Genomic DNA, 26,356 nt, shown 5'->3' with positions numbered 1-26,356 from the left:
TTTTTTTTTTTTTTTAGTGTTATGATCTCGTTGACGATAGATTTCTCACAAACCGTTCATCTGGTCAATTCAGATTTACAAACAGATGTATTTGTTTGTGGTCGGTTGATTCAACGTAGGTGTAAGGCTTCTGAGAAATGCAAATTGTATGGAGGAGGTGAAAAAAATGGGAACTTTCTTAGTTTTTTTAGCCGGAATTTTGTTTTTAGCTGGTATCCTCTTTATTAAACCCCGGGCGAAAAAGGATCAAAAATGGAAAACTGTCCTGAACTGGGGATTGTACGTTATTTGGTATCTGATTACCGCCACCGGAATCTCTTTTGTTTATATTAATTCCATCGTAGGACATGTTAAGGCCACAAGTACTGCAATCTTTTTGTTCTTAGGATTATCAGTTGTTCTCGCCGTCGTACTAGCCAGACTTTTAGGCTTTCTCGGTAAACAAAGACGTACAAATTCAAGCGTAGAAGTATAAAGAGGTGAAAAAAATGTCCAGGTTTTCTGATCATGAAGGAAGGCAACAACAGCCAAAATTACAGATGAACCGACGCAACTTTTTGAAAGCTGGTGCCGCTTCTGCTATTGGCATGGGGATTCTCGGAGCGGTAAACGCTTTACCAGCAAAGGCTGCGGATGCAGTGACAAATGCTTCAGTGCCTCAGAACGGCGCAAAGTCCAAACTTCATCCCGTTATGGATTATGGCGGTGCTTCCGTCAGATTTGTCGAACACAATGACCAGTGGCTAGGCACATCGAAGCTTGTCGGTACGGTCAAAAATACCCACGAAGCCGAGATGGGATTTGCTCTGGCTTGTCGCGGCAAACTTACGCCGGAATCTCAAAGAGGGTACTACCACTTCCAATTTGTTATGAAGCACCCCTTAAATGCTGCTATCGGCGGTTTTGCTATGAATCTTGCTCCTGAAGAAATGGTTGACGGAAAGCCCTCGCCGACCAAGTTGCCGATTCCCGACCCCGAACAAATGTCCCAACATATCAAAGATTGCGCATATTTTTTACGGGCTGATGAAGTCGGGATTGGTAAAATGCCTGCCTTTGCATACTATGAGTTCAAGTCGCCTCCTATTGCAGATTTGATGAAAGATGACTTGTCTAAATCAGAACCTGTTACAGAGAGCCTGCCATATGTCATCGTTATCATGGTTGATCAGAACCTGAAGACCTTGATGGCATCTACCGGCTATGACGGCATCAGCGGTTCCCAATCATTCCTTGGTTACCATGGATCCGCCGTTATTTCGGTAATTTTGGCAAACTATATCCGTAATCTTGGTTATAATGCCAGAGCGCATCATTTTTCCAATTATGCCTTGATCCTGGCTCCATGTATGGTATCCGCAGGACTGGGAGAGATGACAAGGACAGGTGACTGTATAGCTCACCCAACAATTGGATTCCGCAACAAAGCTGCCGCTGTGACCACGGACTTGCCGCTACTTCCGGATAGGCCAATTGATTTCGGCGCTCAGGATTTCTGTAGGGTGTGCAAAAAATGTGCCGATAATTGTCCTTCGGGAGCGATTACCCAAGACGAGGATTATATTGAAAAGAATGGTATTTTGCGTTGGCAGAGTGACATTAAGAAATGCGTTGAATTCCGTGTAACCAATAAAGAAGGATCCATGTGCGGACGCTGCATGAAAGTATGCCCATGGAATTCCAAAGAAGACTCCTGGTTCCATCAGGCCGGTACATTTATTGGTAGTCACGGTGAAACTGCTTCTAGTTTGCTCAAACAGATTGACGATATATTTGGCTATGGTACTGAACAGATTGAGAAGTACAAATGGTGGTTAGAGTGGCCTGAACGTTATTAACTCATTGAGTATGTAAGATTCAAAGAAGAATTTAATAGGAAAATGCATATGTCTCTGGTAGCCCTTCGGATATAATAGTGGAAGGAATAGTCCTAAGTTGTTATATCCGAATGTTATCAGAGACAAATTGCTATGTAAAAAAATGAACGATATATTCATAATTTATGTAACCAATACACAATATAAAAGATATAATCTTTGATATTAATTTCGTCTTCTAATAATTGACAAACTCTTTATAAAAAGATAATTCCTGGTAAACTAAGTTTAGACCCAATTCTTCATTTGTTTTAGCAGGTGAAGGCATAATATCTAATCTTTTTGTATTATCTAAAACTAATTTTATACACTTTTATCAACCTCCTGCTAAATCTAATCTTAGCATAAGAATCGATAAAGGATATTAGTATATGCAAAAGGAGGAATTAGATAATGGATGATATTAATAAGAAGCAAATTCCCCGACCTTATATGCTTGAGAATTTTGAGCAAACTGAAAGACTAGAGAAGTACCTGCATCTGGCACATAAACGTATATTTCCTAAAGGAGCAATTGTTCAAGCTCAGGGTAAAAATGCTAATTCTATTCTTTATGTCAAGTCTGGATGCCTGGGTGTAAGCATTGGTTCAGATGATGGCTGTACCAAATTTCTTTTTCATATTAATGAAAAAACGATCGGGGCAGCAATCAATTCAAATGAAGACAATAGCGAAGTTCAGGTTTATGCGATCAGAAAAAGTACGGTTTATTTTTTTGCGCTTGAAGATATTCTGGAAATATTTGATGAGGATAAACAGGTATTTCTAGGAGTTATTCAGAATATTCTTGATAAGTCTTATTGTCTTATGGCTAAAACAAGGGATTTAAGTTATTACCGGCCGTCAAGCAGAATATTACGGTTTATATATAATCTCTGTATCTCTGAAGGGAAGTTTGTTGACAATTATTACATTATAAACACCAAACTAACGCAAAAAACCATCGGAGACATTACTGGAACTCATTATGTTTCAGTGAGTAAACTGTTTAAGATGCTAGAAGAGCAGAGAATACTCAAAAAAACAAAAGATAGAATTTACATTTACAATCTTTCAAAATTAGCTTCTATGATTGATGAAGTTTTAAAGTACTGACTTTTGTTAATGGTAAAAAATATATACCAAGGCCGACTCAGAATTAAACTTTTGGGTCGGCCTCTTGTTATGTTATGTGTATCGTAACACAGAAAATTCAAACATTATGCTTTATATTATTAAGCGGATGACGTATGAAGTTTAAAAAAGTATTCACAAGGAGGGGATATGGCGTGAAAAATACATGAAAAGTTCCCATTAATGATTGTGTTTATTAGGTTCAGGTAAAAAATGGTAAAAAAGCAAAAATTACAAAGAGAAGGAAAAGTAGAAAAGAAGGGAGACGTGGTCGATAGTATGGGTGGAATTATCGCATATATTTTGGGTCTTGCTACTGTATTGCTTATTCAATTATACAAAAAGACTGTGGAGAAGAAGAATCGCAAGTTTGGCATCTGGAACTGGGTATTATCAATATTTGTTACACTCTATGTAGATTTTTTAGTATATTGGCTCTACATGGGAGTATGGGAGGGGCAACCCAAAGCCGGAATAGTCGGATTATTCCTGATGGGTATTATTGGGGTCGTTATTGTTGCTGTTGCTCAATTATTGGTCAGCAAATCTTTTGTAAAAAATACGATTGCCAAATTAATGAAAGGAGAAAAAGCATAAATGTCTAAGAAACTTAGCAGAAGGTCCTTTCTAAAAAGCACTGCACTGACTGGAGCTCTGACCAGTATATTGACACTTACGCCCGGAACAAGAGAGAAATTACTCGGAGACGGTGCCGCGAGTGCGCTGGAATACCCCAGAGTGGATAAACCGCCTTATGAGGTTGAAGGTGAAGTTGGGCGGTTTGATAATAGAAATAACGCCCATTCCCGCGGGTATTGGGACGAAAGCCAGTCGTTCTATATGTTTGGCCCGCAAGGGATGACAGCGCTTCATGATACTGTAAAAAACATCGCTTCCGGTACACCAAAACCGGGATTTGATCATCGTGATCTGTCATTATTTATGAGTTCCGCGCTGATGTTTAAAGTTGGTAGCTTTGCTGCTTCGCATCTATGGGAGCCGGAGCTTCCTCCGGGATTAACACAACCATACAAGTGTAGTCCGGAAGAAGCAGCCCAGACCGTGAAAATGGCCGCTAAGCATTATGGCGCAAGCGTTGTCGGGACATGTAAGCTTAATAGAGATTGGCTTTATAGTCACCGGTATCACGCCGAGAATTGGAAGACGGATGCTAAACGTCTTTTTGAAAAAGTATTCGGTCTTCAAAATGGTCTGTTGGGACCGGTGATGACACCCGAAGAAAGAAAGAAATTACAACTGCCGAATGTAGATGATGAATTGCCTCAAGAGATGAATAACGTTATCGTCTGTGGTATTGAAATGGACTACGAGGCTTACCAGCGTACCCTTTCCTGTGTTGAAGTAGCTGAAACGTATCGGGCGTACAGCTTTGATAAATTCTTGATTATGCACTTGGCTCTCTTTATTAATTATATGGGTTACCGTGCTTGGCCATTTGGCAGTTATGGACCAGGATTGGGAATTCCGATGGCTGTTGATGCAGGGCTAGGGGAAATGGGACGGAATGGTCTGCTTATCAACCCAGACTTTGGACCTCGCCTGCGTATTTGCGGTGTGATCACCGACATGCCTATCCAGCCGGATAAACCTATAGATATGGGAGTGACCAAATTCTGCGAGACCTGTGCGGTTTGCGCTGATAACTGTCCTTCCGGGTCTATTCCCAAGGATAATCATCGTACTGCCGAAGCCGTATATTCCACTACAAATTCTGGTGTCAAAAAATGGCCGATCGATGCTTGTAAATGCAAAGCGTATTGGGATGATCACAATATAAGTGCTTGTGGTAACTGTGTTCATTATTGTCCATATAATAAACCCAAAACTGAAATGCATAAGTTAGCAGCGCATTTGGCACCGACGCTAGGGTCCACGCTTGTTAAGATGGAAAAAATGTTAGGTTATTCAGAACCCAAAGATGTGGCAAGCTGGTGGGCGCAGGATCCTAATAAATTCTTTCCAAGGAAGTAAGTAGAACGATAAAAGATATGCCGGCCCTCAAGCGGGAGCCGGCATATCATTATTAGGTTTTTATGTACTTCATTTGTCAACCCAGTTATTAGTCATACTTCTGGAGGAAGCAATAATGTTGAAACGCATAATGATAGTTGTTGCGGTTGCCATGTTGATCGGGGTTTTGGCATATTCCAATATGGCAGCAGAGAAGGACGAGCTCCTTTACATGAAACAAATTTTGCCGCAAACAAGCTTCGAAGAAATAAATAACAACCCTCCAACATTTAAAGCTGATCAAAGCAACGGTAAGGATCATTATTATGTCGTTTTTGGAGAGGCCAATGGTTATGGCGGGCCATTGAAGATAGCTACAGTAATCGATCCGCTGGGGGAGATCCAACAAGTTGTGGTGGTGGAGAGTAGAGAGACCTCCAGTTTTTTGAACAAAGTCTTAAAGGCAAAATTCCTGGATCAGTTCAAGAACATAAAAGCAAATGATCCGATTGAACTGGGTGCTGACATTGATTCCGTCACCGGGGCTACAGTAAGTTCCAGGGCTATCGCCAATGCTGTACAACAGGGAAGTCATGAAGTGGCCGTCAATCAACTTGGTCTAAGTATATCGGAAAAGCCGGAATCCTGGAAGTTTGGGTTAGCGGAAGCAAGCGCAATCATTCTGTTTTTAGCCGTATTGGTCCTAAGCTTAGTGTTGAAGAAGTCCAAGATACGGTATATTACCTTACTTGCTGCAGTTGTTATCTTTGGGTTCTGGCTTAAGATCCAGATCTCCTTATCTTCTATCTCGGCATTATTGATGGGGTATTGGCCCCCTATACACAGTAATATGATTTGGTATGTAATCGTACTAGGTGGTTTAGGGATCGCTCTCTTTTCAGGACGCAACCTATACTGTTACTGGCTGTGTCCTTTCGGGGGGGTACAAGAATTAACAAGTATGGTAAGAGGTCGCAGCAAGTGCCGAAGAGTATCTAATCAGGCCCTGAAATTATTGCCTAAGATACTGTTGTGGTCAGGTTTACTTTTAACTTTTCTGTACCGGAACCCGGCGATTGGCAGTTATGAACCATTTGGTACGTTGTTTGGGCTTACAGGGACTGTTCTTAATTGGCTATTATTGCTTGTGATTATAACAGTGTCTATCTTTATCTATCGGTTCTGGTGCGATTGCTTCTGTCCAGTAGGTGCTTTTTTGGATATTTGCGCCAAAATCAGGCGTAGACTCGGAAAACTGGTACACTCACCTGAGAAGGTTACCCGGCACCAAATGCCGATGAATAAAAACGAGTAGGTGTAATTAAATCAACGAGAGGGAGAAAATGAATAATAAATACAATATTGGTAATATCCTAAACCATGCTTTATGTGTCGTTACCCTTGTATTAATCGGTCTGATCTTTTGGCAGAACATAGATTCTAATTCTGTTGCAGACTTAAATGCTCAGAAAATTAATATGGAATCCCAAACTCTTCAGGAGCCTGAAATTCCAGAAAATATTGATATGCATAACTTTTCAGTAGAATAAAAAGTTATAATTGCGATTCAACCCATGATTTGAAGTCTTTAGGGAAATAGATATTCCGATCGATGACTTTGATCATGCCTTTGTTTTTTAAATCAGAAAATTGTTTCGTAACAAATTCACGCGTAGCACCAATAGATTCGGCGATTTCCTGATGAGTAAGGACGTAAGGGGCTTTATACCAATGATCATATTCTAAATGATTAAGCGAATAAAGATTACGTAAGAAGAGTAAAAACCGCTGTCTTGGATTAAAAAACCAAAGAGATTCGAAATTTTCTACAAGCGCAATGGCGTAATTACTCAAGTAGTTCATAAAAGCAAATGCCAGAACCGGGTTGTCATTAATTTTTTCAAAAGCTTGGTCTTTAGTGATATAACAAATTGTGCTGTCTTCCCAAGCTCTTATCTCAAGGGGAGACGATTCTACTCCCAAAAGTACGGGAACGAAACCGTAAATTCCTCCAGCTTGAATGATGCTCACTGTTCTTTGTCTTCCGTCTTTACTTAACATCATAGCCTTTAATGTTCCTTTTTCGACACACTGGATATATTTTATTTTTTCACCAGTGTTTATGACTTTTTCTCCTTTGCTTACAGTAAAACGTTGACCATTCTTCTTCATAAAATCAAATAATTCTTCAGATGAAGGTTCCCACGGAAAATGCGAATAATCAAACACTGTAATCACCTCGATAATATAAATTCCCCTGAATTTATCATATCATGTCTGTTTCTGGAAATATGTGAATCGATACACAGTTTGCATTTTTTAAAAGTAATATAATCTACAGAAAAGCAAAGGGATTGTCGGAAGACCAAAATAATTTATATTACGTTAAAGTACAGTTCTCTAAGTAATATAACCTAGCGCTTGTGAATTATTATAAATTAAATTTGATCCAAAAAATGATAACTGAAAATTTAGAAGAATATAAAAAAATCTAAGCGCGAACTAAAGCATACATTGTTAGCATGTGATATATTTACTTGTATACACAATAAAATGGAATGAAAATCATTCCAGGCTAAAAGCTGCAGACACAACCGGTAAAATGAAAAATTCAAGGAGGATGATTTGAAGTGGTGGATCTGAAAGTTCTGACCCAAGCAATGTCCGATTTGGACGAAGACGTGCTAAACAAGGCGATCGATGAAGTGCTAAGCAAAGACAACAATGCCGCAGAAGTTCAAGAAGTTGTTAAAGCCTGTCAGCAAGGTATGACGCTCGTAGGTGAACGTTATGATTCGGGCGAGTACTTTATCGGAGACCTGGTCTTCGCCGGGGAAATGTTGCAAAGCGTAATGGACAAGCTCAAACCGGCTTTAAGTGCAGGTTCCTCAGCAAAAGGCGGAAAAATTGTCCTGGCCACAGTTTTTGGAGACCTTCATGATATCGGCAAAAATATATTCAGATCCATGGTTGAAGCCGCAAATTTTGAGGTGATCGACTTAGGGATCAATGTTCCGGTTAACCAGATTGTGGACAAGGTAAAAGAAGTAAACCCAGATATTGTCGGATTAAGCGGTGTACTGACTTTGGCGCTGGACAGTATGAAAGAAACAGTTGATGCGCTTACTGAAGCAGGCTTTAGAAATTCAGTCAAGGTGATTATCGGCGGAGTACCCGTTAATGAGAATGTATGTAAAAGCATAGGGGCGGATGCCTTTTCAACAAACGCGGCTGAAGGCGTAAAAATATGCCAAAGATGGGTGGGTTGATTAATGAGTGAAGTTATGAACCTCTATCAAGAACGTTTGGATCGTGTTTTTAAAACCTTAAGGTTGGAACAAGCAGACCGTGTTCCGGTACTGGGTACTTATGGTACTTGGAGTTCTTACTTTGCAGGGTATACCGATGCAGAAACCAATTGGGATACGGATAAATGCGGTAAAGCCCTAATGAAAGTGGCAGATGAGCTTTCAGTGGATATGATCCATATGATTTATAACAGGCCGGGTGGCGTGTATCAGGCGTTGGGGAGCAAGGCATTCCACTATTTAAGTGACAGCAATATCGTCCAATATTCTGACGAGTCTGCCAAAATGATGAATGATGATGAATATCCAGAATTTATTAAAGATCCATTCAGGTTTTTAGTAGAAAAGATCTTGCCGCGAAAATATGCCGAACTGGCTAAGGATTCCCCGATGAGGGATTTAGCATTTGCCAAAGGTGCCATGAAGTTTGGAATGTATGGCGGCCAAAAGGGAGCTATAGAGGGTTCGCTTGCCGCACAATACGGAATGCCTTTGCTATTTGACGGCATTATTTTACACCCATTGGATTGGATTGCAGATTTCTTCCGGGGAATTAAAAACGCATTCATGGATATTCGCCGTCGTCCGGCGGAATTCGCTGAGGCTGTCCAGGCATTTACACCGTTGGTCATCAGGCTTGGCATGGGCCAGGTGCACATGGGTCCGCCGAAACCAAATCCAAAGGTCCTTCTTTTCCCGCTGCATTTACCTCCGATGCTTAAAACAGCGGACTTTGACAAGTTTTACTGGCCGTCATTTAAAATGATCATGGAGTTTTTTGCTGCCCATAATGTCTATGTCATACCGTTCTACGAAGGCGATTGGTCGCGTTATTACAATCATCTTCAAGAATTGCCGGCCAAGAAAACAGGGGGCTGGTTCGAACATGGTGATCCCAAGGAACTTAAACAAAAACTGACAGACACCTTGTGTGTCATCGGGCTTTTCCCTGCTACCTTGCTGCAATATGGCACGAAGGAAGAATGTATCGCCAAAGCAAAAGAATTAATCGACGGTATGGAAGGCGGCGGTTACATTTTTGGTACCGATAAAGAACTTCTTGCACCAGCTGATGGCAAGGCAGAAAATATCATCGCTGTAAATAAATTTGTCATGGAATATGGCATTTATAAATAGGAGGTGCTTCACGATGGAAGAACAATTGTTGATCTCTTGGAGTGATATAGTTAAACAGCATCCGGAGCTCGCAGATAAAGATCCTGCGATGGGTATGAATTGGGATATTGGGCAGGAAATGATCTTTGCATATGTAACTTTTCTTTCACTCTTTTAAAAAGACAATAAGAAAAACATTGGTACAAAAAGATATATCAAAAATTGCAGATTATTTACACAGCCTAAAGCCAGGAAGAAATCCTGGCTTTTTCTGTCCCTACAGGGAGGGTTGATATGCGCCTCTTAAAGTATGAAGGTCTATATCAGAGCATCAATTTTTGACGGGGTGAAAATGAGCTGTTTATCCTTGACCTCAGCTGTCCCAGCGAGACGATAGCCTTTAGGTCCGCTGTTCATTGTGGCTGCAACAACCCATGTATTTTTGTTAGCTGCTAAATTCTGCTGTGTTACTTCCATTTTGTAAATGCCGAAAACTACTGTGTCGTCTACAACTTCGCCTTTGCCTGCAATGATTGGGTGAGGAATGCCATCTGTACCTAGCGTAACAAGGGAGAGGAAGGCCGAACCCTCAATGACTGCTTTGATCTCTTCATTAATAACCATCTCGTCATCTCCTTAATATTTTTTGATCGTCTTTACTTTAGTTTTACTACCTAGTACAATATTACCATCTGTATTTTATTTTTCAAGTACGCAGAAAATGATGAGTAGGTAAGGAAGAACTGACTATGAAAAGCGATCAAAACAGCAGCGCATGCAGAAATAACTGCCCATGTATGGAGGACTGTCCATTAGGAAGCGCACTAAGGTTAATAGGCGGAAAATGGAAAGTGCCTATTTTATGCGCGCTTAATCAAGACGGTATAACAAGGTATAATGAACTGAAACGCAAGATTAGAGGCATAACAAATACGATGTTGGCAAGTTCATTGAAGGAATTGGAAGAAGACGGTCTTATCTACCGCAAACAATATATGGAGATGCCGGTGAGGGTTGAATATGCATTGACGGACCTTTGTAGTGACTTGATGCCGATTCTAAAACAACTTGCACATTGGGGGATTCAGGTTCAGGAGTCCGAATAATACTAAACAAAAACTAAGAAACTCTGTGCGTAAACTCCGAAACTATGTAAAATAAGGCAAATATTTTTGGGGAGCATTAGTCTGAAATAGTCTATTGCTCCTTTGTTTACATTTGACTTTTCTGAATATTCAGAAAAGTATTTGTTTAACATACACAAAAAGTTGACTGCTATAAACTGAATACGAGCGCTCATGTTTAAGATATGATCTGTATTTTAAGTAAAGGAGGAGAGGTATAGACTCACGAGTCTAAAAAACCAGGACTTCATTGCGCAAATGTTTAGCTCTAAGGGACTTTTAACATTATCTTTTTTATTTTCACAAATTGAAATGGAGTGAACAGGATGGAAAATAACCAGTTAGAAAATGGCTCGGTAGTAGACAAGATTAAATCCGTTCAAATCAGCAGACGTTCTTTATTTAAATTTGCCGGGCTTGCTGGAGGTGTAGCGGCACTCGGGGGAATTGCCGCCAGCAGCTTTGGTGATGCAAAGTCCATTGATACGATGATGGGATGGGAATCAGAACAAGGGGAAGTATATTTTAATCGTGAGCCGTTTAGAGTAGATAAGCCTGGTTATGAGATTAAAGGACCGGTCAATCGTGTGGATCAAGACGTTGATTCACCAACCTTTCGTCGTCTGTACTATCAGGAAGATGCTTTATTAAGCAAAAAAGGCGAAGAAAATTTAATGCCCAGATTGAAAGAATATTACGCAAAGCATCCTGATAAACTGGAAAGCGATAGAGCATGGTTCACCAAACTTCTTCCGAACCTCGCTGAAGAAGAGAAAAAAATGAATAAGGATATGTGGGGGATTGCAACTGCATGGAACAAGGCTTGGACCAGCATGCTTGCTCCCTTAGTAGGGGACCCAAAAGAGTGGGACTTTAAGGGTGTAATCAAAGAACCATTAAAAGTTAAGGATCCAAAAGAAACAAGCAAACTTATTAAAAAAATGGCAGGCCTCTTTGGTGGGACTTTAGTGGGTATTACGAAAGTCAATCCGAGGTGGATCTTGGGCTGGGGTGGTGGCGTGGACCCTAGGATGCTTCCAATTTTAGCTGCGGTAGGAATCGATCCAATAACGCCAAGAGGGGTAAGAGGTGGTCCCATAGACATCCCGGATTGGTGGCAATATGCAATTGTCATTGCTGTACCCCATGAACCTAATTTAATAGAAGCAACACCGCTTTTTTACAGTCCATTTGAGGCATATACGCGGTCAGGTCTTGCTGCTGCAAGACTTACGGGTTTTATTAAAGCTTTGGGGTATCCTGCCAGATATAACGGAAACCCAATTATAGGGTGGGATGAACTTTTACCCACACCGTTAGCAATTGATGCCGGATTAGGTGAGATGGGAAGGCCCGGCATATTGGTTACACCTGAATTTGGACCCTCGGTAAAATTGGCTGTTGTACTGACCAATCTTCCTATGGAGCCGGATCGGCCAATCAACATGGGCTTAAAGGATTTCTGCGACAAGTGCGGGATTTGCGCGGAAAAATGTCCTGGTGGCTCTATTCCAAGCGGACAACCCGAACTGCAGGACGATGGCGTGGTACGTTGGATGTCAGACAGAGAAAAATGTCAGAACTATTATGCTTCTGTTCCCGTCAGACATATGTGTGGTGTTTGTTATTCTGTGTGTCCGTGGCGCAGATTTGACAATGCGTTGCATAAGTATAGCCGTGAATTGGCTGTAAGAGATCGAACCGGAATAGCACATCAAATCATGCTATGGGGGCAAAAGAGCTTTTATCCGAGTCCGTCAAAGGACGATTATAATGCTCCGACGTGGGCGACTTATAAAGACGTGCCTTGGTGGATGAGAACGGATATGTTCTTTGACGGAATACCGGAAGGCATCTTTAAGAAATAGGAGGGATAGCGGATGAGCCTTTATTCGTTCATTGCAGGAATGGGAACAGCAGTAGCTGTGTATTGGTTGTATTCATGGTCGAAGCAACGTGGTCAAAGCTTAAATTGGTGGAAATGGTTAGTCGTTTGTGCGTGGGTTTTATTACTCTTTTTAACGGATATATTTATTTTCACTAGTCTCGGTGAAAATGAGTCTCGTGCGGCTTTAATGGGCGGAGTCTTTTTGACTGCAATCACTGTAATTTCAGGAGTCGGGATCTGGCGTTGGTTTTTTACTGTACCGAAAGCAAAAATAATTGATAATGCATCTAAAATGTAATTATTTTTGTTCTCAGTTTTAAGGTAAGGCTGAATGGTTTGCTGCCCAGAGAGAAAACAAAAATATAATCGCTGGGCAGTCAAACCGTTTGTCGTAAAAGCGTGGTTAGCAGTTTAAGAAAATTTGAGGGACACTCTTGTAGCCGGATCCAACAAGACTTGGAACTATATGCACTATGTTTCAATTAAGGTGGGAAGTGCTGAGAAAGGCACGTAGTGCGGATATAATAAACGATGGTATACCGGGAGATGTGTAATTTGTCTAAAGCTCATTTAAAAAAACTGTTCTTATTTATGTTTTATGGATCTTTAATGATCGCATTATTGTTTAGTTTTAAGGGCAGACAGATGGATGTCCAGCAATTCTTACCCTCAATGCTGAGCAATGCTCAGGAGTTTGAAGTAATTGAAACTCATCCTCTGACCTATGCAGGCTATAAGAATATCAACGGTCAGGATACGCTGCAGGGATACGTAGTTTTTGGCCAAGGAAGCGGCTATGGCGGTCCTGTATCTGTTTTAACGGCTACAGACCCCAACGGTAACATTTTAAAAGTTCGGGTTGTAGGGTATGCTACGGAAACACCATCCTATATTCAATCAGTTTTGAGAGGGGATTTTCTGAAGCAATTTACAGGTAAATCTGTAGATGAACCGCTGGAAATTGGACGGGATATCGACAAGGTGACCAGTGCTACGCTATCATCAAGAGGAATTACCGATGCAGTCCGCCAGGCTAGTCATGGGCTGGGTAGAAACCAATTTGCCTTGAATATTTCTGAGCCTTCGGAGAATATTAATTTGGGGATTAAAGAAATAGGTTTGGCTTTATTAATATTTGCAACGATTATAGGAGTGCGTTTGAAAATCAATAAGCTGCGCTGGGTAGTTATTATATGCAGTATATTTTTTACAGGTTTCTGGTTTAACTGCTCAATTTCACTTGCAAACATTGCCAGCGGATTAATGGGATTCTTCCCAGCTTTTAAACAAAATCTTTTTTGGTATATTTTGATCGTCGGGATTCCATTAATTATTTTCTTAAGCGGAAAGAATCTATACTGTTATTGGTTATGTCCTTTTGGAGGAATTCAGGAGATACTGGCAAAAATCGGAGGCGGAAAACTAAAATGTAATCATAATATAGGAACATGGCTGCAAAAAATTAAATACATGTTAGTTTGGATCGTGCTGATTTTAAGCTTTTGCTTTAAATCACCGAGTGTAGGTGGCAGTTATGAGCCCTTTGGAGTCCTGTTCGGATTTCAGGGGGTGAGTGTGCAATGGATACTGCTCAGTATTATCCTGGTTGTATCGCTGTTTATTAGAAGATTTTGGTGTTTATACTTTTGTCCGGTCGGGGTGATCAATGAAATCATCATTAAAGCAAGACGGTTCGTAAATTCCCTTTTCCAAAAGAAACAGGAACAAGGTATTCTAACGAATAAAGGAAGGACACTATGAGGAACCTTGGCTCTAAGGAAGTATTTTTCTGTACTTTGACAGCGACAATCTTATTTTTAGTTATAATCTTAGTATTTAGCAACATAAAACAACTTTTATAACCATTCACCAGCGTTAATTAAATTGACGCTCGCCGTTAGATGTCCATTATCTGCATACTATATCCACGAAGAAAAATAATATATAATCAAGGTAAGGGTAGTTCTGTCTGCCCATATCTCTAATTATCAGGAGATTTAGGCAGGACAAGGAAACAACATAATTACATTTTCACATATTAATTAGTCTAAGTATAAGGCTAAGTACAAGGGAGTGTAATCATGAGTGATAATGATCTACCATGGCTGAAACACACAAAATTATTCCGGTCGCCAATAGATGGTTGGAAGAAAGTTTTTGCGGATAGAGAAAGATTGTTATATCCCAAAGGAAGCATTATTATTAAACAAGGCATTACGATTGAGAAGCTATTATATATTTTTACAGGGACGGTTGAATATTCGAAAGTTGACGAAGAAGGCAATGAGGTTCTCATTGATGTCTTGGGTGCAAATAATTTATTTATGATTGCGCCATTGTTTACCGGTATTCCCCCTCTCGGTTCATTTACGGCTGTTGAAGACACAGTAGCCGCTGCAATTTCAATTCAGGAAATGAAAAGTTTGATGAAGTCTGATTTTACGCTTACTGAAGAGCTGCTCTACGACCTTTCAATGAAAAGTAATAACCATATAAGCCGGCTGCAGAAACATTACACTTACAAGGTAGACCATAGAATTATCGAAACTTTATGTGCACTTGCAGATCAACAAGGGATGCAACTGTTTATCAATCAACAAGATTTGGCTGAACTTGCAGATACAACAAGAGTAACGGTGTCAAAATTATTTCGCGACTTAAAATCTGAGAACATTATACGGCCAATATATGGAGGGATCATTATACAGGATTATAGCCGTCTAAAAAACTGGCAGAAACATATTTAAAGATCTACAATTAAGACCAGCTAGTACCTTGTCAACCTTAAAACTGTAATATAATGGGGAGCAGATTTCTTTTAAGACAAGGCGGAGGATTGAGGCATACCGAGCGTATGGTGATTGACGACAACGCAGTATTAACAGAAATCTGCCGCCAGGATATATAGATTTAGGGTTGACATGGTACTAGTATTTTCTCCTGATGTCATACGGATATAATGTTGGGGATTCAATGAATTTATTATTGATTTGATAAAGAAAAGATTTTTTAGGAGGTTATTAAATGCCAACTTATGACTTTATCTGCGAAAAGTGTGGTCACAAGTTTTCTGTTTTTTGTAGTGTTAGTTCAAGAGACAAACAAATATGTCCGCAGTGCGCTGATGATAAAATAACTCAGCGGTTTACAACGGTTAATGCCTATGGAGTTAAAGGTGGTAAAACCTGTTCATCTGGGAAATGTAGTCCTGGCTGCAAATGTTAAAATCTCACCATCTTTTCTCTTGACTTTTCTTCAATTTCATTTAGAATAAGACGTAATAATCATACATTCTTTTTTGGTGTCTCTTATCGAGAAGAATAGGGAATCAGGTGCAATTCCTGGACGGACCCGCCGCTGTAAATAGCTGTGATGACTGTACGATGCCACTGAGAAATCGGGAAGGCACAGAAATCGGTTAAAGCTATGAGTCAGAAGACCTGCCAATGAAGATATCAACATGAAGCAATGGTAAAGTTTCAGTTTGAGAGTTAGTATCTCTCAAAACTGGAACTTTTTTTGTATGCATGTCGTTTACATAGTTTAGATTTTTATATGGAGGCTTTCATCCGATGGAACCTGCGGTACAGCTTAAAATAGAATCTCTTGCTTTTCCGCCTGAAACAAAAAAAGTATTAAAAGATATTGACTTAACCATTAATCAAGGAGATTTCATTGCTATTACAGGGGAAGCTGCATCGGGCAAATCGATGTTGCTTCATAGCATCACCGGAGCAGCGCCTCAATTTTTCAATGGGCAGTTAAACGGTACCATTAAGGTGATGGGGCAAAACATCCATGAAATCCCCTTAGCAAAAATGTGCGATTACATCGGTTATATGATGCAGGAGCCGCAAAATCAGATTGTCAGTATCACGGCGGCGGAAGAGGTTGCTTTCGGCATTGCCAATATGGAACTTCCTTGGGAGGAAATTAAGAATAGAGTCAAAAAAACTTTACAATTCGTTGGACTGGAGGGTTTTGAACAAAGAAATACGGATGGGCTGTCCGGCGGTCAAGCTCAAAGAGTGGTATTGGCAAGTGTTCTAGCGATGGAAACTCCTATTCTTGTTTTAGATCAGCCCACCGCAGAATTAGACGGAAAGGGAAAACAAGACCTCTATTCTCATATCGCTTATTTAAACAGAGAAAAGGGAGTTACCGTGATTATGGTAATGGACCGGGCCTGCGATATTCTCCCCTATACCAATCGTATTCTTATCATGGCTGAAGGAGCCATTAAAGAAGAATGCAGCCCTGATGACTATCTAGAACGGTTAAATAAAAAAACTAGCCCAGCAAAAAATATTACAGCAACAGATAAAAAAATAATTGAAGTGAAGGATCTAACCTTTACCTATAAAGGGGATTTTAAGGGATGTGAGAAAATTGATTTGTCGATTAATCACGGCGATTTTATTGGGTTGATTGGACTCAATGGTTCAGGCAAAACGACGCTCTTAAAGTTAATGGAAGGTCTGCTTGTCCCGGATGCTGGTGCAATTCAGATATTTGGCAAACCCCTAACCAAAAGAAATTTTGCAACCATACGCAGTCAAATAGGTTTTCTGTTTCAAAACCCTGATCTTCAAATTTTTTCGAATACAGTAAAAGACGAGGTAGCATTTATTTTAAGAACAAGGAAACTGCCGAGAGGGGAAATTGAAGAGAAAGTGAATGGAATTTTGACTGAAGTCGGGCTGTTGGCATACGCCGATATCCATCCGCATAGGCTCAGCCGTTGCCAGCGTCAGAAACTGGCAATTGCCTCTGTTTTAGTAGGAGATCCTGAGATTATCATGGCTGATGAACCGACCTCAGGCTTAGATGAAGAACAAAGTGTCGTGATCATGGAGCTGCTCTCAGCATTTCAGCAGCAAGGTAAAACAGTTATTCTCGTTACCCATGATCTGGGTTTGGCCAAACAATATGCCAATCGTATTGTGGCAATGCACAAGCACCGTCTGGCATTGGATATTCCGGCCCAAGAGATTGGTTCTTATGAAAAGACCCTTAAAGACATCGGGTTAGATTTCCAGAAGGAAGGCGTTGATTATGGATTTCATTGAAAAAATTGATCCACGTACGAAGTTGGTATGGTGTTTAACACTGATCCTTACGGCTTTGTTTTCGCAGAATCTGATTCTGGAAATTGGGATGATTGCATTGGTAATGATTACGGACTGTATTTTTTCTAACCATTTAAAAAAATATAAAATACTGCTGCCAATAATGCTTTTAGTAGCCTCGCAGATTGTTGTCATACAGCTATTGTTCTGCCGGGATGGAGATATTCTCTGGAAATGGGGTATTCTGTCTGTTTATACAGGCGCTATTCCGGCTGCTGCTTTGGGTATTTCCCGCACGGCAGCCGTGACTTTGGCTGCTGTTCAGTTTACGACCTGGACTTCTGCCATAGATGCGGCTTTAATGCTTATAGTGTGGGGTGTTCCTTATCGTTATGCTATGTTGGTCGTTATGACAAAACGTTTTTTTCCTCTGATGCAAAAGGAGTATCTGGCAATTTCAGAGAGTCAATCGGTTCGGGGTTATCCCTCGGAAGGGATTAAAAATAGAATCAAAAATCTTCCGTTAACGTTTATGCCGTTGCTCTATCGCACAGTCCGGCATACTTCAGATATCGCTCTTGCAATGGAGTTAAAAGGCTATGGCCGAAGCAAGCAGCGGACGTTTGGCAAACATTTGCATTTAAAAAGCTGGGAAATGATCAGCATGACGGCTCTTGTCCTATTTTTCATTACTGTTAACTTAGTACCTTGATAACTTCAAAATGCATGTAAACAATTTAACGAGAGGGAAATATACAAAATATTTTTAGGAGGACATTATGAATAAAAATTTTTTCAGAACCGACACAAAAGCGCTCGTGGGGTCTATTCTCTTAGGTATTGTCTTTGTCATAGCCTGTCAAGCTACAGGATTTATTGACAATCTTCTTCCCACAGGCAAAGCAGGTATGTACTTAATTAACGGTACGGTCTGGGCTTCATTTACGGCACTCATCGTCCTGCTTTATAAACAGCCTGCCGGAATGATTGCAGGGGAAGTCGAAGCATTAATTTCCATGTGGTACAGCCCGCTATGGATTGCTTTTATTTTTGCGAATGCCATTGGGTCTCTTGCCGTATCATTCGTGGCAGCCAAGTATTCCATGGAAAAGTGGTGGCACCATATTCTCGCGCTATTTCTCTGTAACGTCTTAGGGAATGTCGTTGTCTGTATCGGGTTAATGGGAATTTACCAATTACCTGTGAAGGTTGCCGTTATTGAAGCATTAATTACAATTGCTGTCTGTTGGCCATTATCCACAATTATTACAAAATTGACATATGACAGCCTGAAAAAATCAAATCTAATTCAATAGAGAAAAGAGGCTTCTAAATGAGTCAGGACTTAAGAGATTTTTTGAAACAGCTTGATCAAGATGGTGAAGTGAAATACGTCACCGAAGAAGTCAAAAGAGAATATGAGATCAGTACGTTAATCATGGAGTTGGAAAAAGAGCACCGCTATCCCGTCATGGTTTTCGATCAAGTAGAAAATAGCGCGTTCCCTGTGGTTACCAGTATTCTCAGTACGAGAGAACGGTTTGGAAAAGGCCTGGGGGTCGATGCGTCTAAAGTTGCTGAAACGTATGCGAAACGCATCAAAAACCGTATTGAAGAGGTAAAAGTCATTGATAACCCTCCTTTTGCCGACCACTGCCTCACCGGAGATGACATCGATCTCTATAAGCTTCCCATTCCTGTGCACTTTCCGATTGACGCAGGTCCTTATGTAACCTCAGGCCTGTGTGTTGCTAAAGACCCTGAAAGCGGTGTCGAAACCTTAGGCTTTCACCGTATGCAGTTAAAAAGTAAGGATACATTAGGGATTTCGCTTCATTCCCGCCAAAGACTCTGGGAATACTTCCGCAGAAGCGAAGAAAAAGGGGAGAGTCTGGAAGCAGCTATCGTGATCGGTGTCCATCCGAATATCGCCTTAGGATCCATGGCCCTCGTCCCTTATGATCAGGGGAAATATGGGGCGATCGCCGGACTTTTTGGTGGACCTCTAGAAGTTGCGCCATGCGCTACTGTGAATTTACAGGTTCCGGCCTATGCAGAAATTGTCTTGGAAGGCGAAATACTGGCTGATGTGCGGGAAAAGGAAGGTCCTTTCGCTGAATTTACCAATTACGCCTGCTATCGAAGTACGGAGAATGTCTTTAAAGTCAAAGCCATCCGCTACCGCCAAAATGCTTTTTACCATGATTTAACACCGGGGATGAGCAGTGAGCATATTACCGTTGTAGCTTTACAGCGGGAAGGCGATGTCTTAAATGCCCTGCATCAGACTTTACCGAATATCAAAGCAGTTCATGCACCCTTTTCAGCCTGTGGTCTTTTTCATTGCTATATCTCCATGAAAAAAATTGCCGAAGGGCAGCCTATGCAGGCCATTTACGCCGCTTTTGCCGTCGACCACAACATCAAAATGGTCGTTGTGGTGGATGAAGATGTTGATGTCTTTAACGAAGGGGAAGTCCTATGGGCACTTGCCACAAGATTGCAGGCGGACAAAGGGGTTTCCATTTTACCGCAGCACCTGGGAATGGGTGTGACCCTTGATCCCTCAACGGATGAATTAAGCCGTACGTCCAAAATGGGGATTGATGCCACAAAGCCCTTAAGCGGTTTTGCCCCTAAAATCCAATTGGACGATGAAGTAAGAGAAGCAGTGCAACGGCTTCTTAAATATGCCAAATAAGGATTGTGTGTTCTAAATATACCGATTAAGGGATGAGCGTATGATTAAAATTGCCATTGATACAGGAGGTACTTTCACCGACTACACCGCGGTAGGGACGTTTCAAAACGGTAAAAACAAAATGATCTTTGTAAAAAATCCAACTGATCATAAAAATCCTGCGCGGGGGATTATCGCCGGATTAAAAAAATTGGCAGCTGCCTGGCATACGGATTTAGAACCACTCCTTGCGGAAACGGAACAAATCATTCATGGTACCACCTTAGCTTTGAACGCCCTTTTAGAGAAAAAAGGTGCCGTTACCGCGCTTTTCACCACGGAGGGATTCCGTGACGCTCTGGAAATACGCCGTTCTCAATTGGAAAATCAATGGGATCTCCAAGCGGAAATGCCGGAAGTTTTGGTTCCCCGCAGACTGCGGTTAGGAATAACACAGAGAATGGACTATAAAGGCGATATCATCAAAGAATTGGATGAAAACGCTGTAAGATTTGCTTGCAGGAAATGTAAAGAATACGGCGTGCAGAGTATTGCTGTCTGCTACCTTTTTTCATTTTTGAATCCGGAACATGAAAAAAGAACGGCTGAAATCATTCAGGAAGAACTCCCTGGAGTTTTCGTATCATTGTCGTCGGAAGTAGCGCCGAAAATCAGGGAATATGAAAGAACATCCACTACCGTCCTCAATGCTTATCTGACACCGGTTCTGGCAGATTATCTCAATATCATTAAAAGGGAACTAGCGCAATTTGGTTGGGATAAGCCCATTAATATGATGATGAACAGCGGTGGTTTAAGTGATACGGATGCCATGGCAAGATTCGCTGTCAAAACCCTTCTTTCAGGACCGGCCGGCGGTGCCTGCGGTAACGAAGCCATGGGAAAAATGATGAAAAATTCCTATACTGTTTTGGCGGACATGGGGGGGACTAGTTTTGATGTGCATGTGGCGGATATTGAAAATCGGTTGATTCCCCAATCTGAAATTGCTGGGTATCCCTTAGCGATTCCGACCATTGATATCACTTCGATTGGCGCGGGCGGCGGCAGTATTGCTCATGTCGATGAAAGTGGAAGAATCCTGGTGGGTCCGGACTCTGCCGGATCAGTTCCAGGCCCTGCTTGCTACGGTTTTGGCGGAACCGAACCCACCGTTACGGATGCTTTGGTTGTTCTCGGTCTGATTGATGAAGAAAACTTTCTGGGCGGCAGCATGCGCTTAAATAAAAAACTGGCTGAAAAAGCGATTGATGATAAAATTGCGAAAGCGTTAAATGTTGCGGTGAAGGAAGGTGCCAATATCATTTACCAAATTGCGGTAGAGATGATGGCCGATGCGGTACGTCTTGTCACGGTCCAGAAAGGCAATGACCCCAGAAAATACAGGTTAATAGGTGCAGGGGGAGCCTTTTCTCTGTTTGCTGCAAATATGATGGATGCTCTCCATATGAATGAAGTTTTGTTTCCCGTTACCGGACCGGTCTTTTGTGCCTGGGGCATGTTAGGTGCATCGCGTCGCAGTGATTTCACCATAAGTTTCTTTATGGAAAGGGGGCAATGGAATCCCCAAAAAATCAATACTGTGATCAAGGATATGAAAGAAGAAGGAAAAGCTGAACTCATCCGTTTGGGTGTACCGGAAAAACAACAGGATTTCTGCCTTACTCTTGAAATGCGCTATATCGGACAGCATCATGAAATATCGGTACCCTGGCAAGGGACTTTTACGCGTGAGCGCAGGGATGCTCTAGACATAGCCTTTAATAACACCCATGAAAGTATCTATGAATATGCCGAAAGGGACAAGGAATGGGAAATCATTAATATCCATCTTGCTTGTATGGAAACAGAAAAGGAAAACATACTCTTCCCGTTTGCTGAAAACAAACTTCCCTTAACGGAAAGAATCGTGGCAGGAGAACCGTTCGGGCAAGCAGGTGAAATTTCTGTCCCCGTTTATCATGCCGGTGATTTTCTCGATGATGGCACGAAAAATATCACCGGTCCCGCTTTGATCAATTTTGACTACACCACCGTTTTGATTTCCGCTGGATTTGTTGGTAAAACGATTAGAAATGGTATTCTAACATTAACCAAAGTCGGACATTAACAAAAGAAGGTGCGCAAGTATGACAAGGACAAATACGGAAGAACTTATTAATCGCACGGTCATCGCGAATCGTCTCGACAGTATCACCAAAGAAATGGGACTCGCTTTGGAGCATTCCGCCCATTCTCCGATTTTTGCCGAAGCCTGCGACTTTGCCTGCTGTATCTGTGATAAAGACGGAGAGTTGGTTTCTCAGTTAAGCGGTATTCCGATTTTAGCAACGGCAGGTTCTTTCAGCGTCAAAGCTGTTTTAAGAAAATATCAGGATACTATTAAAAATGGGGATGTTTTTATCATCAACGACCCCTATGACGGGGGGAATCATCTGCCGGACATCGGGATTATTACGCCTGTTTTTTTTAAGGAAAGCTTGATGTTCTTCTGTGTCAGCCGCGCTCACCACGGGGATATCGGCGGATCTACTGCCGGGAGCTATAATCCTAAAGCGACCGAGATATTCCAGGAAGGAATCCGCATCCCCCCAACAAGATTGATGTGCAACAATGAATTTATTATTGAAGTTTTAGACATGATCCTCATCAATACCCGGAATCCGAACATGCTGAAAAGCGACCTTCTCGCTCAAATCGGTGCCAATAAAGTTGCCGTTAAGCGCATCCTGGAGATAGTGGAAGCGTATACGCCCGCTGTCGTCAATAAAGCAATGACTGAAACCCTGGAGCAAACCGAAATGCTGACGAGGAAGCGGATTAGAGAGGTGCCTGACGGCATTTACCGTGCGACCGAATACATCGATGATGATGGTTTTCAAGATGAACCCGTCAAAATTGAAATTGCCGTGAAAATAGAAGGAGACCGTCTTCTGGTAGATTTTGAAGGTACAGATAAACAGGTTAAAGGTTTTATCAATACCTCTGTTGTCACTGCGACAACTGCTTCGGGCATTGCAGTTCTTTGGTTTTTAGGCTCTGATATTCCAAGAAACGGCGGCGCATTCCGCTGCATCGATGTCCATTTGCCCAAAGGTTCTTTGGTGAATCCCTATGAACCGGCGCCTGTAACGCTTTGTACGTTAACTCCGGCGAGCGAAATTATCGGTACCGTTTTTCAAGCCTTGGGTCAAGCAGTCCCCGGTAAGGTTCCTGCAGGATATGCACGTTATGCGGGACCTTCCTATTACGGTACGGATCCTAGAAATAACCGCTATTATGTGGGATTTTCTTTCTGCTCGACCGGGAGCGGCGGCGCCATGAAAGGAAGTGACGGAAAATCCTACATGTCGGCCATGTCCAATTTCGGAGGGGTTAGAACGCCTAATATTGAATCCAACGAAATCCAATATCCCCACATCACATGTTATCATGAAATGGAAACGGATACTGCAGGTGCCGGCGAATACCGGGGCGGCGCGGGAATGCGGTACGCGTTTGAACTGTACGATGAAGGCAGCCATATCGTGAATTTTGGTGACGGGATGAAATTTGCACCCTATGGTTTGAACGGAGGACATGAAGGGAGCTTAAACAAAGGTGTTTTTCTTCATAGGGGAAAACCGGTTATCATGGAGAGTAAAGAAGGCCCTAGATGTGTTTCCAAAGGCGATCAGGTCATTCTGAACTCCAGCGGTGGCGGCGGGTGGGGTGATCCCTTAGACCGCCCTGCCAAAAAAGTATACGATGATGTCTTGGATGAGATCATTACAATCAAAACGGCCGCAGATCTTTATGGCGTTGTTATCACAAAAGAAGGAATTGATCATGATAAAACGAAACAATTGAGAAACGGTAAAAAATTGTGTAAGAATTAATGTGTAATCAAAATACGGTAATAGAGAACTAGGTAATACAGAATACGATAATAAAGAATGACGAATGAAATAAGGAATGAAAAAAATGAAAATTCTTTTAGCCATGACAGGGGCAACCGGGGTGATCTACGGTGTACGTTTATTGGAGGTTCTGAAAGAAACAGAACATCGCGTTTCTCTGATCATGAGCGAGTGGGCCAAAGAGACACTCTCCCTTGAAACAGATTATACGTTGAATTATGTCCAGGCTTTAGCAGATACGGTGTACGACCATAACGACTTAGCTGCAGCTGTTGCCAGCGGTTCTTACGGGATTGACGCAACCATTATCGCACCTTGCAGCATGAAGACACTGTCGGCAATTGCCAATGGCTATAGCGACAACCTCATTGTGCGTGCTTCTGATGTTGCCTTAAAAGAACGTCATCCCCTTTTGTTAATGGTAAGAGAAACGCCGCTCTCTTCAATTCATCTGAAAAATATGATGTCTGTAACGGAAGCAGGCGGAATACTCGTCCCCCCTATGCCGGCCTTCTACCATCGCCCTGAAACCATTGACGATATCGTGAATCAAAGCGTCGGTAAGGTGTTGGATTTGTTGAAAATTCCACATGATCTCTATGAAAGATGGAGAAGCGACTCATGAAAATAAATATCGGCCAAGAAAAGCTCGCCCTATCTTACGAACTATCCATCATCGGCAAGGACATTCTGATTACCATTACCGGAGGAAAACCGCATATCGGCAGCGCAGCGGTCGGAAACTGCGGTACGGTTACGACCTATACGGCAGAAGGTCATTGTGATGACGCCCTGGCCGAGCCGCTGGCACAGGAAGTTTCCAAGCTTTTTAACTGCATTTGCTTAGTATCTGCAGGATTTCATCAAGACAATCTTGCTAAAGAAGAAATTGAAATCGTGCTGCAAAATCATCGACAAGGGATCCAAAAAGTCGTTGCGTATTTGAAAGAGAACTATGCAAAGAGAACTGATAGCAAAACAAATTAAAGGATGAGACCGGCATGAACAAAATTGATTATCAAAACAATGACTATGATTTTATATTGCAGGTCAAAGCGAAACAGCAAACAGCAGCGATTCTTCAGAAGGCGATGGCATGCGATATTTTTACCGCAATTGAAGAAGGAAAATCTTTCAGTGATCTGACCAATTGTCTCCATCTCGATGAGAAAGGAACGTTTCTTTTCCTCGACGTTTTAGACAAAATGGGTTTAATCATTAGGAAAGAAGGCTATCTGTGCAATGCCCCCGTCAGTGCTAAATACCTTACGTCAACAAGCCCTTTTTTTAGCCTGGACGCTTTAAAAAACGGTGAAATCAGCGGCATCTTTATCGCTGAAAGACTTACGTCCATGTTAGAATATTTTAGGGGGAATGTCTTCCTTGATAGCTTTACTCCTGATGTTCTTTCTCTGCCAATTCAAAAGTTTATGATGAAACAATGTATCGAGATTTCTTTTAATGATCAATTGCCCTATGATCTGATTATCACAGGCGCAAATTATGAAAAACACGCGGAAACCATCAACGATGACACAGTGATTGCTGTCATGGGCCGGTATTCTGAAGAATATTCTTTATATACTGCTATTAACCTATATGAAAATTACCTTCTTCAAAAAGACAGTTCCATGCTTTCGGCGAACATCCTTTCGGCTAAAGATATCTCTGAATTTTTTGAGAAGAAGCAGATGCATCAAACGCCTTTATTACCCCTCACCGGTGATATTTCGGTGATTTTTGCATCCAAGAATAGGCACAAATTAAATGAACTGGCCATAACAAAAGAAGCGCAAATTTACGCAAGATTAAAAAGACTGCCTATTCAGTCCATCACGATGATCAATCCTCAGGATGTGGTTACGGCCCACTGGGCAAAAGATCATTGCCGCTACGGATGCTCCAGCTATGGGGAAAAATGCTGTCCGCCAAATAGCCCTTCCCACGAGGAAACAAGGGTGAAATTAGACGGCTATACTAAAGCTTTTCTGATTGAAGGCCAACCGCCGACAAGGGATTTTCAAAAACTAATGCTGAATGCAGAGAAATTAGCTTTTAAACATGGATTCTATAAAGCATTCTCTTTTTGGGCAGGGCCCTGCCATATTTGCAGCGAGTGCAAGCCACCAGAACCACCCAAGAAGTGTACAGCTACGCGCCCCTCAATGGAGAGCGCTGGCATGGATGTCTTCGCTACCGTTTCTAAGCAAGGCTTTACAATGCGAACCTTGAAAGATAAACGGGAATTTGTCAAATACTTTGGACTGTTGCTTCTGGAGTAATGAATACA

Annotated in this window: 27 protein-coding genes and 1 riboswitch; of the genes, 25 read left to right on the top strand and 2 right to left on the bottom strand. The window is 41.6% G+C overall.

The genetic code is table 11. From position 1 onward, the window contains the following. Positions 1-166: 166 nt before the first annotated feature. From C1I38_RS12100 to C1I38_RS12070, 7 genes are all read left to right on the top strand, one after another. Positions 167-475, top strand: a complete 309-nt coding sequence (locus C1I38_RS12100) for a dehalogenase (protein WP_026156667.1) — start codon at positions 167-169, stop codon at positions 473-475. A gap of 13 nt (positions 476-488) precedes the next feature. After that, on the top strand, positions 489-1,838 hold the full coding sequence (locus C1I38_RS12095; protein WP_119774489.1) for a reductive dehalogenase: 1,350 nt from the start codon (positions 489-491) through the stop codon (positions 1,836-1,838). A gap of 432 nt (positions 1,839-2,270) precedes the next feature. Beyond that, positions 2,271-2,972 carry a Crp/Fnr family transcriptional regulator gene (locus tag C1I38_RS12090; protein ID WP_020491079.1) on the top strand — a complete coding sequence of 234 codons (702 nt, stop codon included), beginning with the start codon at positions 2,271-2,273 and terminating at the stop codon, positions 2,970-2,972. A 231-nt stretch (positions 2,973-3,203) separates the two neighbouring features. Then, positions 3,204-3,587 (top strand): hypothetical protein, encoded by a 384-nt coding sequence (locus C1I38_RS12085; protein ID WP_020491078.1) that lies wholly within the window; start codon positions 3,204-3,206, stop codon positions 3,585-3,587. Beyond that, positions 3,588-4,982 (top strand): reductive dehalogenase, encoded by a 1,395-nt coding sequence (locus C1I38_RS12080; RefSeq protein ID WP_026156198.1) that lies wholly within the window; start codon positions 3,588-3,590, stop codon positions 4,980-4,982. Between the two features lie 115 nt (positions 4,983-5,097). Then, the gene (locus C1I38_RS12075; protein WP_020491076.1) at positions 5,098-6,276 is read left to right on the top strand and encodes a 4Fe-4S binding protein; all 1,179 of its coding nucleotides are present in this window, start codon (positions 5,098-5,100) and stop codon (positions 6,274-6,276) included. A 28-nt stretch (positions 6,277-6,304) separates the two neighbouring features. After that, a complete protein-coding gene (locus tag C1I38_RS12070) occupies positions 6,305-6,511 on the top strand; it encodes a hypothetical protein (protein WP_083916694.1) in 207 nt (68 codons plus the stop codon). A 4-nt stretch (positions 6,512-6,515) separates the two neighbouring features. On the opposite strand, the gene C1I38_RS12065 is transcribed toward C1I38_RS12070, so the two are convergent. Next, positions 6,516-7,190 (bottom strand): Crp/Fnr family transcriptional regulator, encoded by a 675-nt coding sequence (locus tag C1I38_RS12065; RefSeq protein ID WP_034381941.1) that lies wholly within the window; start codon positions 7,188-7,190, stop codon positions 6,516-6,518. Between the two features lie 401 nt (positions 7,191-7,591). On the opposite strand from C1I38_RS12065, the gene C1I38_RS12060 reads away from it, so the two are divergent. Genes C1I38_RS12060 through C1I38_RS14080 form a run of 3 tightly spaced genes read left to right on the top strand, consistent with a single transcriptional unit; the run spans position 7,592 to position 9,563 of the window. After that, positions 7,592-8,230 (top strand): cobalamin-dependent protein, encoded by a 639-nt coding sequence (locus tag C1I38_RS12060; RefSeq protein WP_020491074.1) that lies wholly within the window; start codon positions 7,592-7,594, stop codon positions 8,228-8,230. A gap of 3 nt (positions 8,231-8,233) precedes the next feature. Next, complete coding sequence (locus C1I38_RS12055; RefSeq protein ID WP_119774488.1) at positions 8,234-9,406, top strand: uroporphyrinogen decarboxylase family protein; 1,173 nt, start codon at positions 8,234-8,236, stop codon at positions 9,404-9,406. Between the two features lie 13 nt (positions 9,407-9,419). Continuing rightward, positions 9,420-9,563 (top strand): hypothetical protein, encoded by a 144-nt coding sequence (locus C1I38_RS14080; RefSeq protein ID WP_020491072.1) that lies wholly within the window; start codon positions 9,420-9,422, stop codon positions 9,561-9,563. Positions 9,564-9,703: 140 nt separating this feature from the next. Here C1I38_RS14080 and C1I38_RS12050 read toward each other — a convergent pair whose 3' ends face one another. Then, complete coding sequence (locus tag C1I38_RS12050; protein WP_119774487.1) at positions 9,704-10,009, bottom strand: pyridoxamine 5'-phosphate oxidase family protein; 306 nt, start codon at positions 10,007-10,009, stop codon at positions 9,704-9,706. A gap of 125 nt (positions 10,010-10,134) precedes the next feature. On the opposite strand from C1I38_RS12050, the gene C1I38_RS12045 reads away from it, so the two are divergent. From C1I38_RS12045 to C1I38_RS11975, 15 genes are all read left to right on the top strand, one after another. Continuing rightward, the gene (locus C1I38_RS12045) at positions 10,135-10,491 is read left to right on the top strand and encodes a helix-turn-helix domain-containing protein (RefSeq protein WP_119774486.1); all 357 of its coding nucleotides are present in this window, start codon (positions 10,135-10,137) and stop codon (positions 10,489-10,491) included. 344 nt (positions 10,492-10,835) lie between these two features. Beyond that, the gene (locus C1I38_RS12040) at positions 10,836-12,377 is read left to right on the top strand and encodes a reductive dehalogenase domain-containing protein (protein ID WP_021315290.1); all 1,542 of its coding nucleotides are present in this window, start codon (positions 10,836-10,838) and stop codon (positions 12,375-12,377) included. A 12-nt stretch (positions 12,378-12,389) separates the two neighbouring features. Then, a complete protein-coding gene (locus C1I38_RS12035) occupies positions 12,390-12,695 on the top strand; it encodes a hypothetical protein (RefSeq protein WP_015045246.1) in 306 nt (101 codons plus the stop codon). Positions 12,696-12,943: 248 nt separating this feature from the next. Further along, a complete protein-coding gene (locus C1I38_RS12030) occupies positions 12,944-14,158 on the top strand; it encodes a 4Fe-4S binding protein (protein ID WP_243109313.1) in 1,215 nt (404 codons plus the stop codon). Between the two features lie 320 nt (positions 14,159-14,478). Then, positions 14,479-15,144 carry a Crp/Fnr family transcriptional regulator gene (locus C1I38_RS12025; protein WP_119774485.1) on the top strand — a complete coding sequence of 222 codons (666 nt, stop codon included), beginning with the start codon at positions 14,479-14,481 and terminating at the stop codon, positions 15,142-15,144. A 277-nt stretch (positions 15,145-15,421) separates the two neighbouring features. After that, positions 15,422-15,622: a zinc ribbon domain-containing protein gene (locus C1I38_RS12020; RefSeq protein WP_119774484.1), complete on the top strand. Its 201-nt coding sequence runs from the start codon at positions 15,422-15,424 to the stop codon at positions 15,620-15,622. A gap of 57 nt (positions 15,623-15,679) precedes the next feature. Continuing rightward, positions 15,680-15,860, top strand: a riboswitch (cobalamin riboswitch). A gap of 109 nt (positions 15,861-15,969) precedes the next feature. Then, positions 15,970-17,466 (top strand): ABC transporter ATP-binding protein, encoded by a 1,497-nt coding sequence (locus C1I38_RS12015; protein ID WP_119774483.1) that lies wholly within the window; start codon positions 15,970-15,972, stop codon positions 17,464-17,466. After that, positions 17,453-18,178, top strand: a complete 726-nt coding sequence (locus C1I38_RS12010; RefSeq protein WP_119774482.1) for an energy-coupling factor transporter transmembrane component T — start codon at positions 17,453-17,455, stop codon at positions 18,176-18,178. The genes C1I38_RS12015 and C1I38_RS12010 overlap by 14 nt, the downstream gene beginning before the upstream one ends. A gap of 67 nt (positions 18,179-18,245) precedes the next feature. Beyond that, positions 18,246-18,782 carry a hypothetical protein gene (locus tag C1I38_RS12005; RefSeq protein ID WP_020491063.1) on the top strand — a complete coding sequence of 179 codons (537 nt, stop codon included), beginning with the start codon at positions 18,246-18,248 and terminating at the stop codon, positions 18,780-18,782. Between the two features lie 17 nt (positions 18,783-18,799). Continuing rightward, positions 18,800-20,167 (top strand): UbiD family decarboxylase, encoded by a 1,368-nt coding sequence (locus tag C1I38_RS12000; RefSeq protein WP_119776526.1) that lies wholly within the window; start codon positions 18,800-18,802, stop codon positions 20,165-20,167. A gap of 40 nt (positions 20,168-20,207) precedes the next feature. After that, positions 20,208-22,277, top strand: a complete 2,070-nt coding sequence (locus tag C1I38_RS11995; RefSeq protein ID WP_119776525.1) for a hydantoinase/oxoprolinase family protein — start codon at positions 20,208-20,210, stop codon at positions 22,275-22,277. A 19-nt stretch (positions 22,278-22,296) separates the two neighbouring features. Then, positions 22,297-24,045 carry a hydantoinase B/oxoprolinase family protein gene (locus C1I38_RS11990; RefSeq protein WP_119776523.1) on the top strand — a complete coding sequence of 583 codons (1,749 nt, stop codon included), beginning with the start codon at positions 22,297-22,299 and terminating at the stop codon, positions 24,043-24,045. Positions 24,046-24,130: 85 nt separating this feature from the next. Then, a complete protein-coding gene (locus C1I38_RS11985; RefSeq protein ID WP_020491059.1) occupies positions 24,131-24,691 on the top strand; it encodes a UbiX family flavin prenyltransferase in 561 nt (186 codons plus the stop codon). Further along, positions 24,688-25,053 carry a hypothetical protein gene (locus tag C1I38_RS14075; protein WP_020491058.1) on the top strand — a complete coding sequence of 122 codons (366 nt, stop codon included), beginning with the start codon at positions 24,688-24,690 and terminating at the stop codon, positions 25,051-25,053. Before C1I38_RS11985 ends, C1I38_RS14075 begins: the two co-directional genes overlap by 4 nt. Before the next feature lie 14 nt (positions 25,054-25,067). After that, positions 25,068-26,348: a DUF2284 domain-containing protein gene (locus C1I38_RS11975; RefSeq protein WP_119776520.1), complete on the top strand. Its 1,281-nt coding sequence runs from the start codon at positions 25,068-25,070 to the stop codon at positions 26,346-26,348. Positions 26,349-26,356: the final 8 nt, after the last annotated feature.

The organism is Dehalobacter sp. 12DCB1, from assembly GCF_004343605.1.
Classification (GTDB): Bacteria; Bacillota; Desulfitobacteriia; order Desulfitobacteriales; family Syntrophobotulaceae; genus Dehalobacter.
Note: the sequence above shows the minus strand (reverse complement) of the source record. Positions and strands in the feature narration are given on the sequence as shown.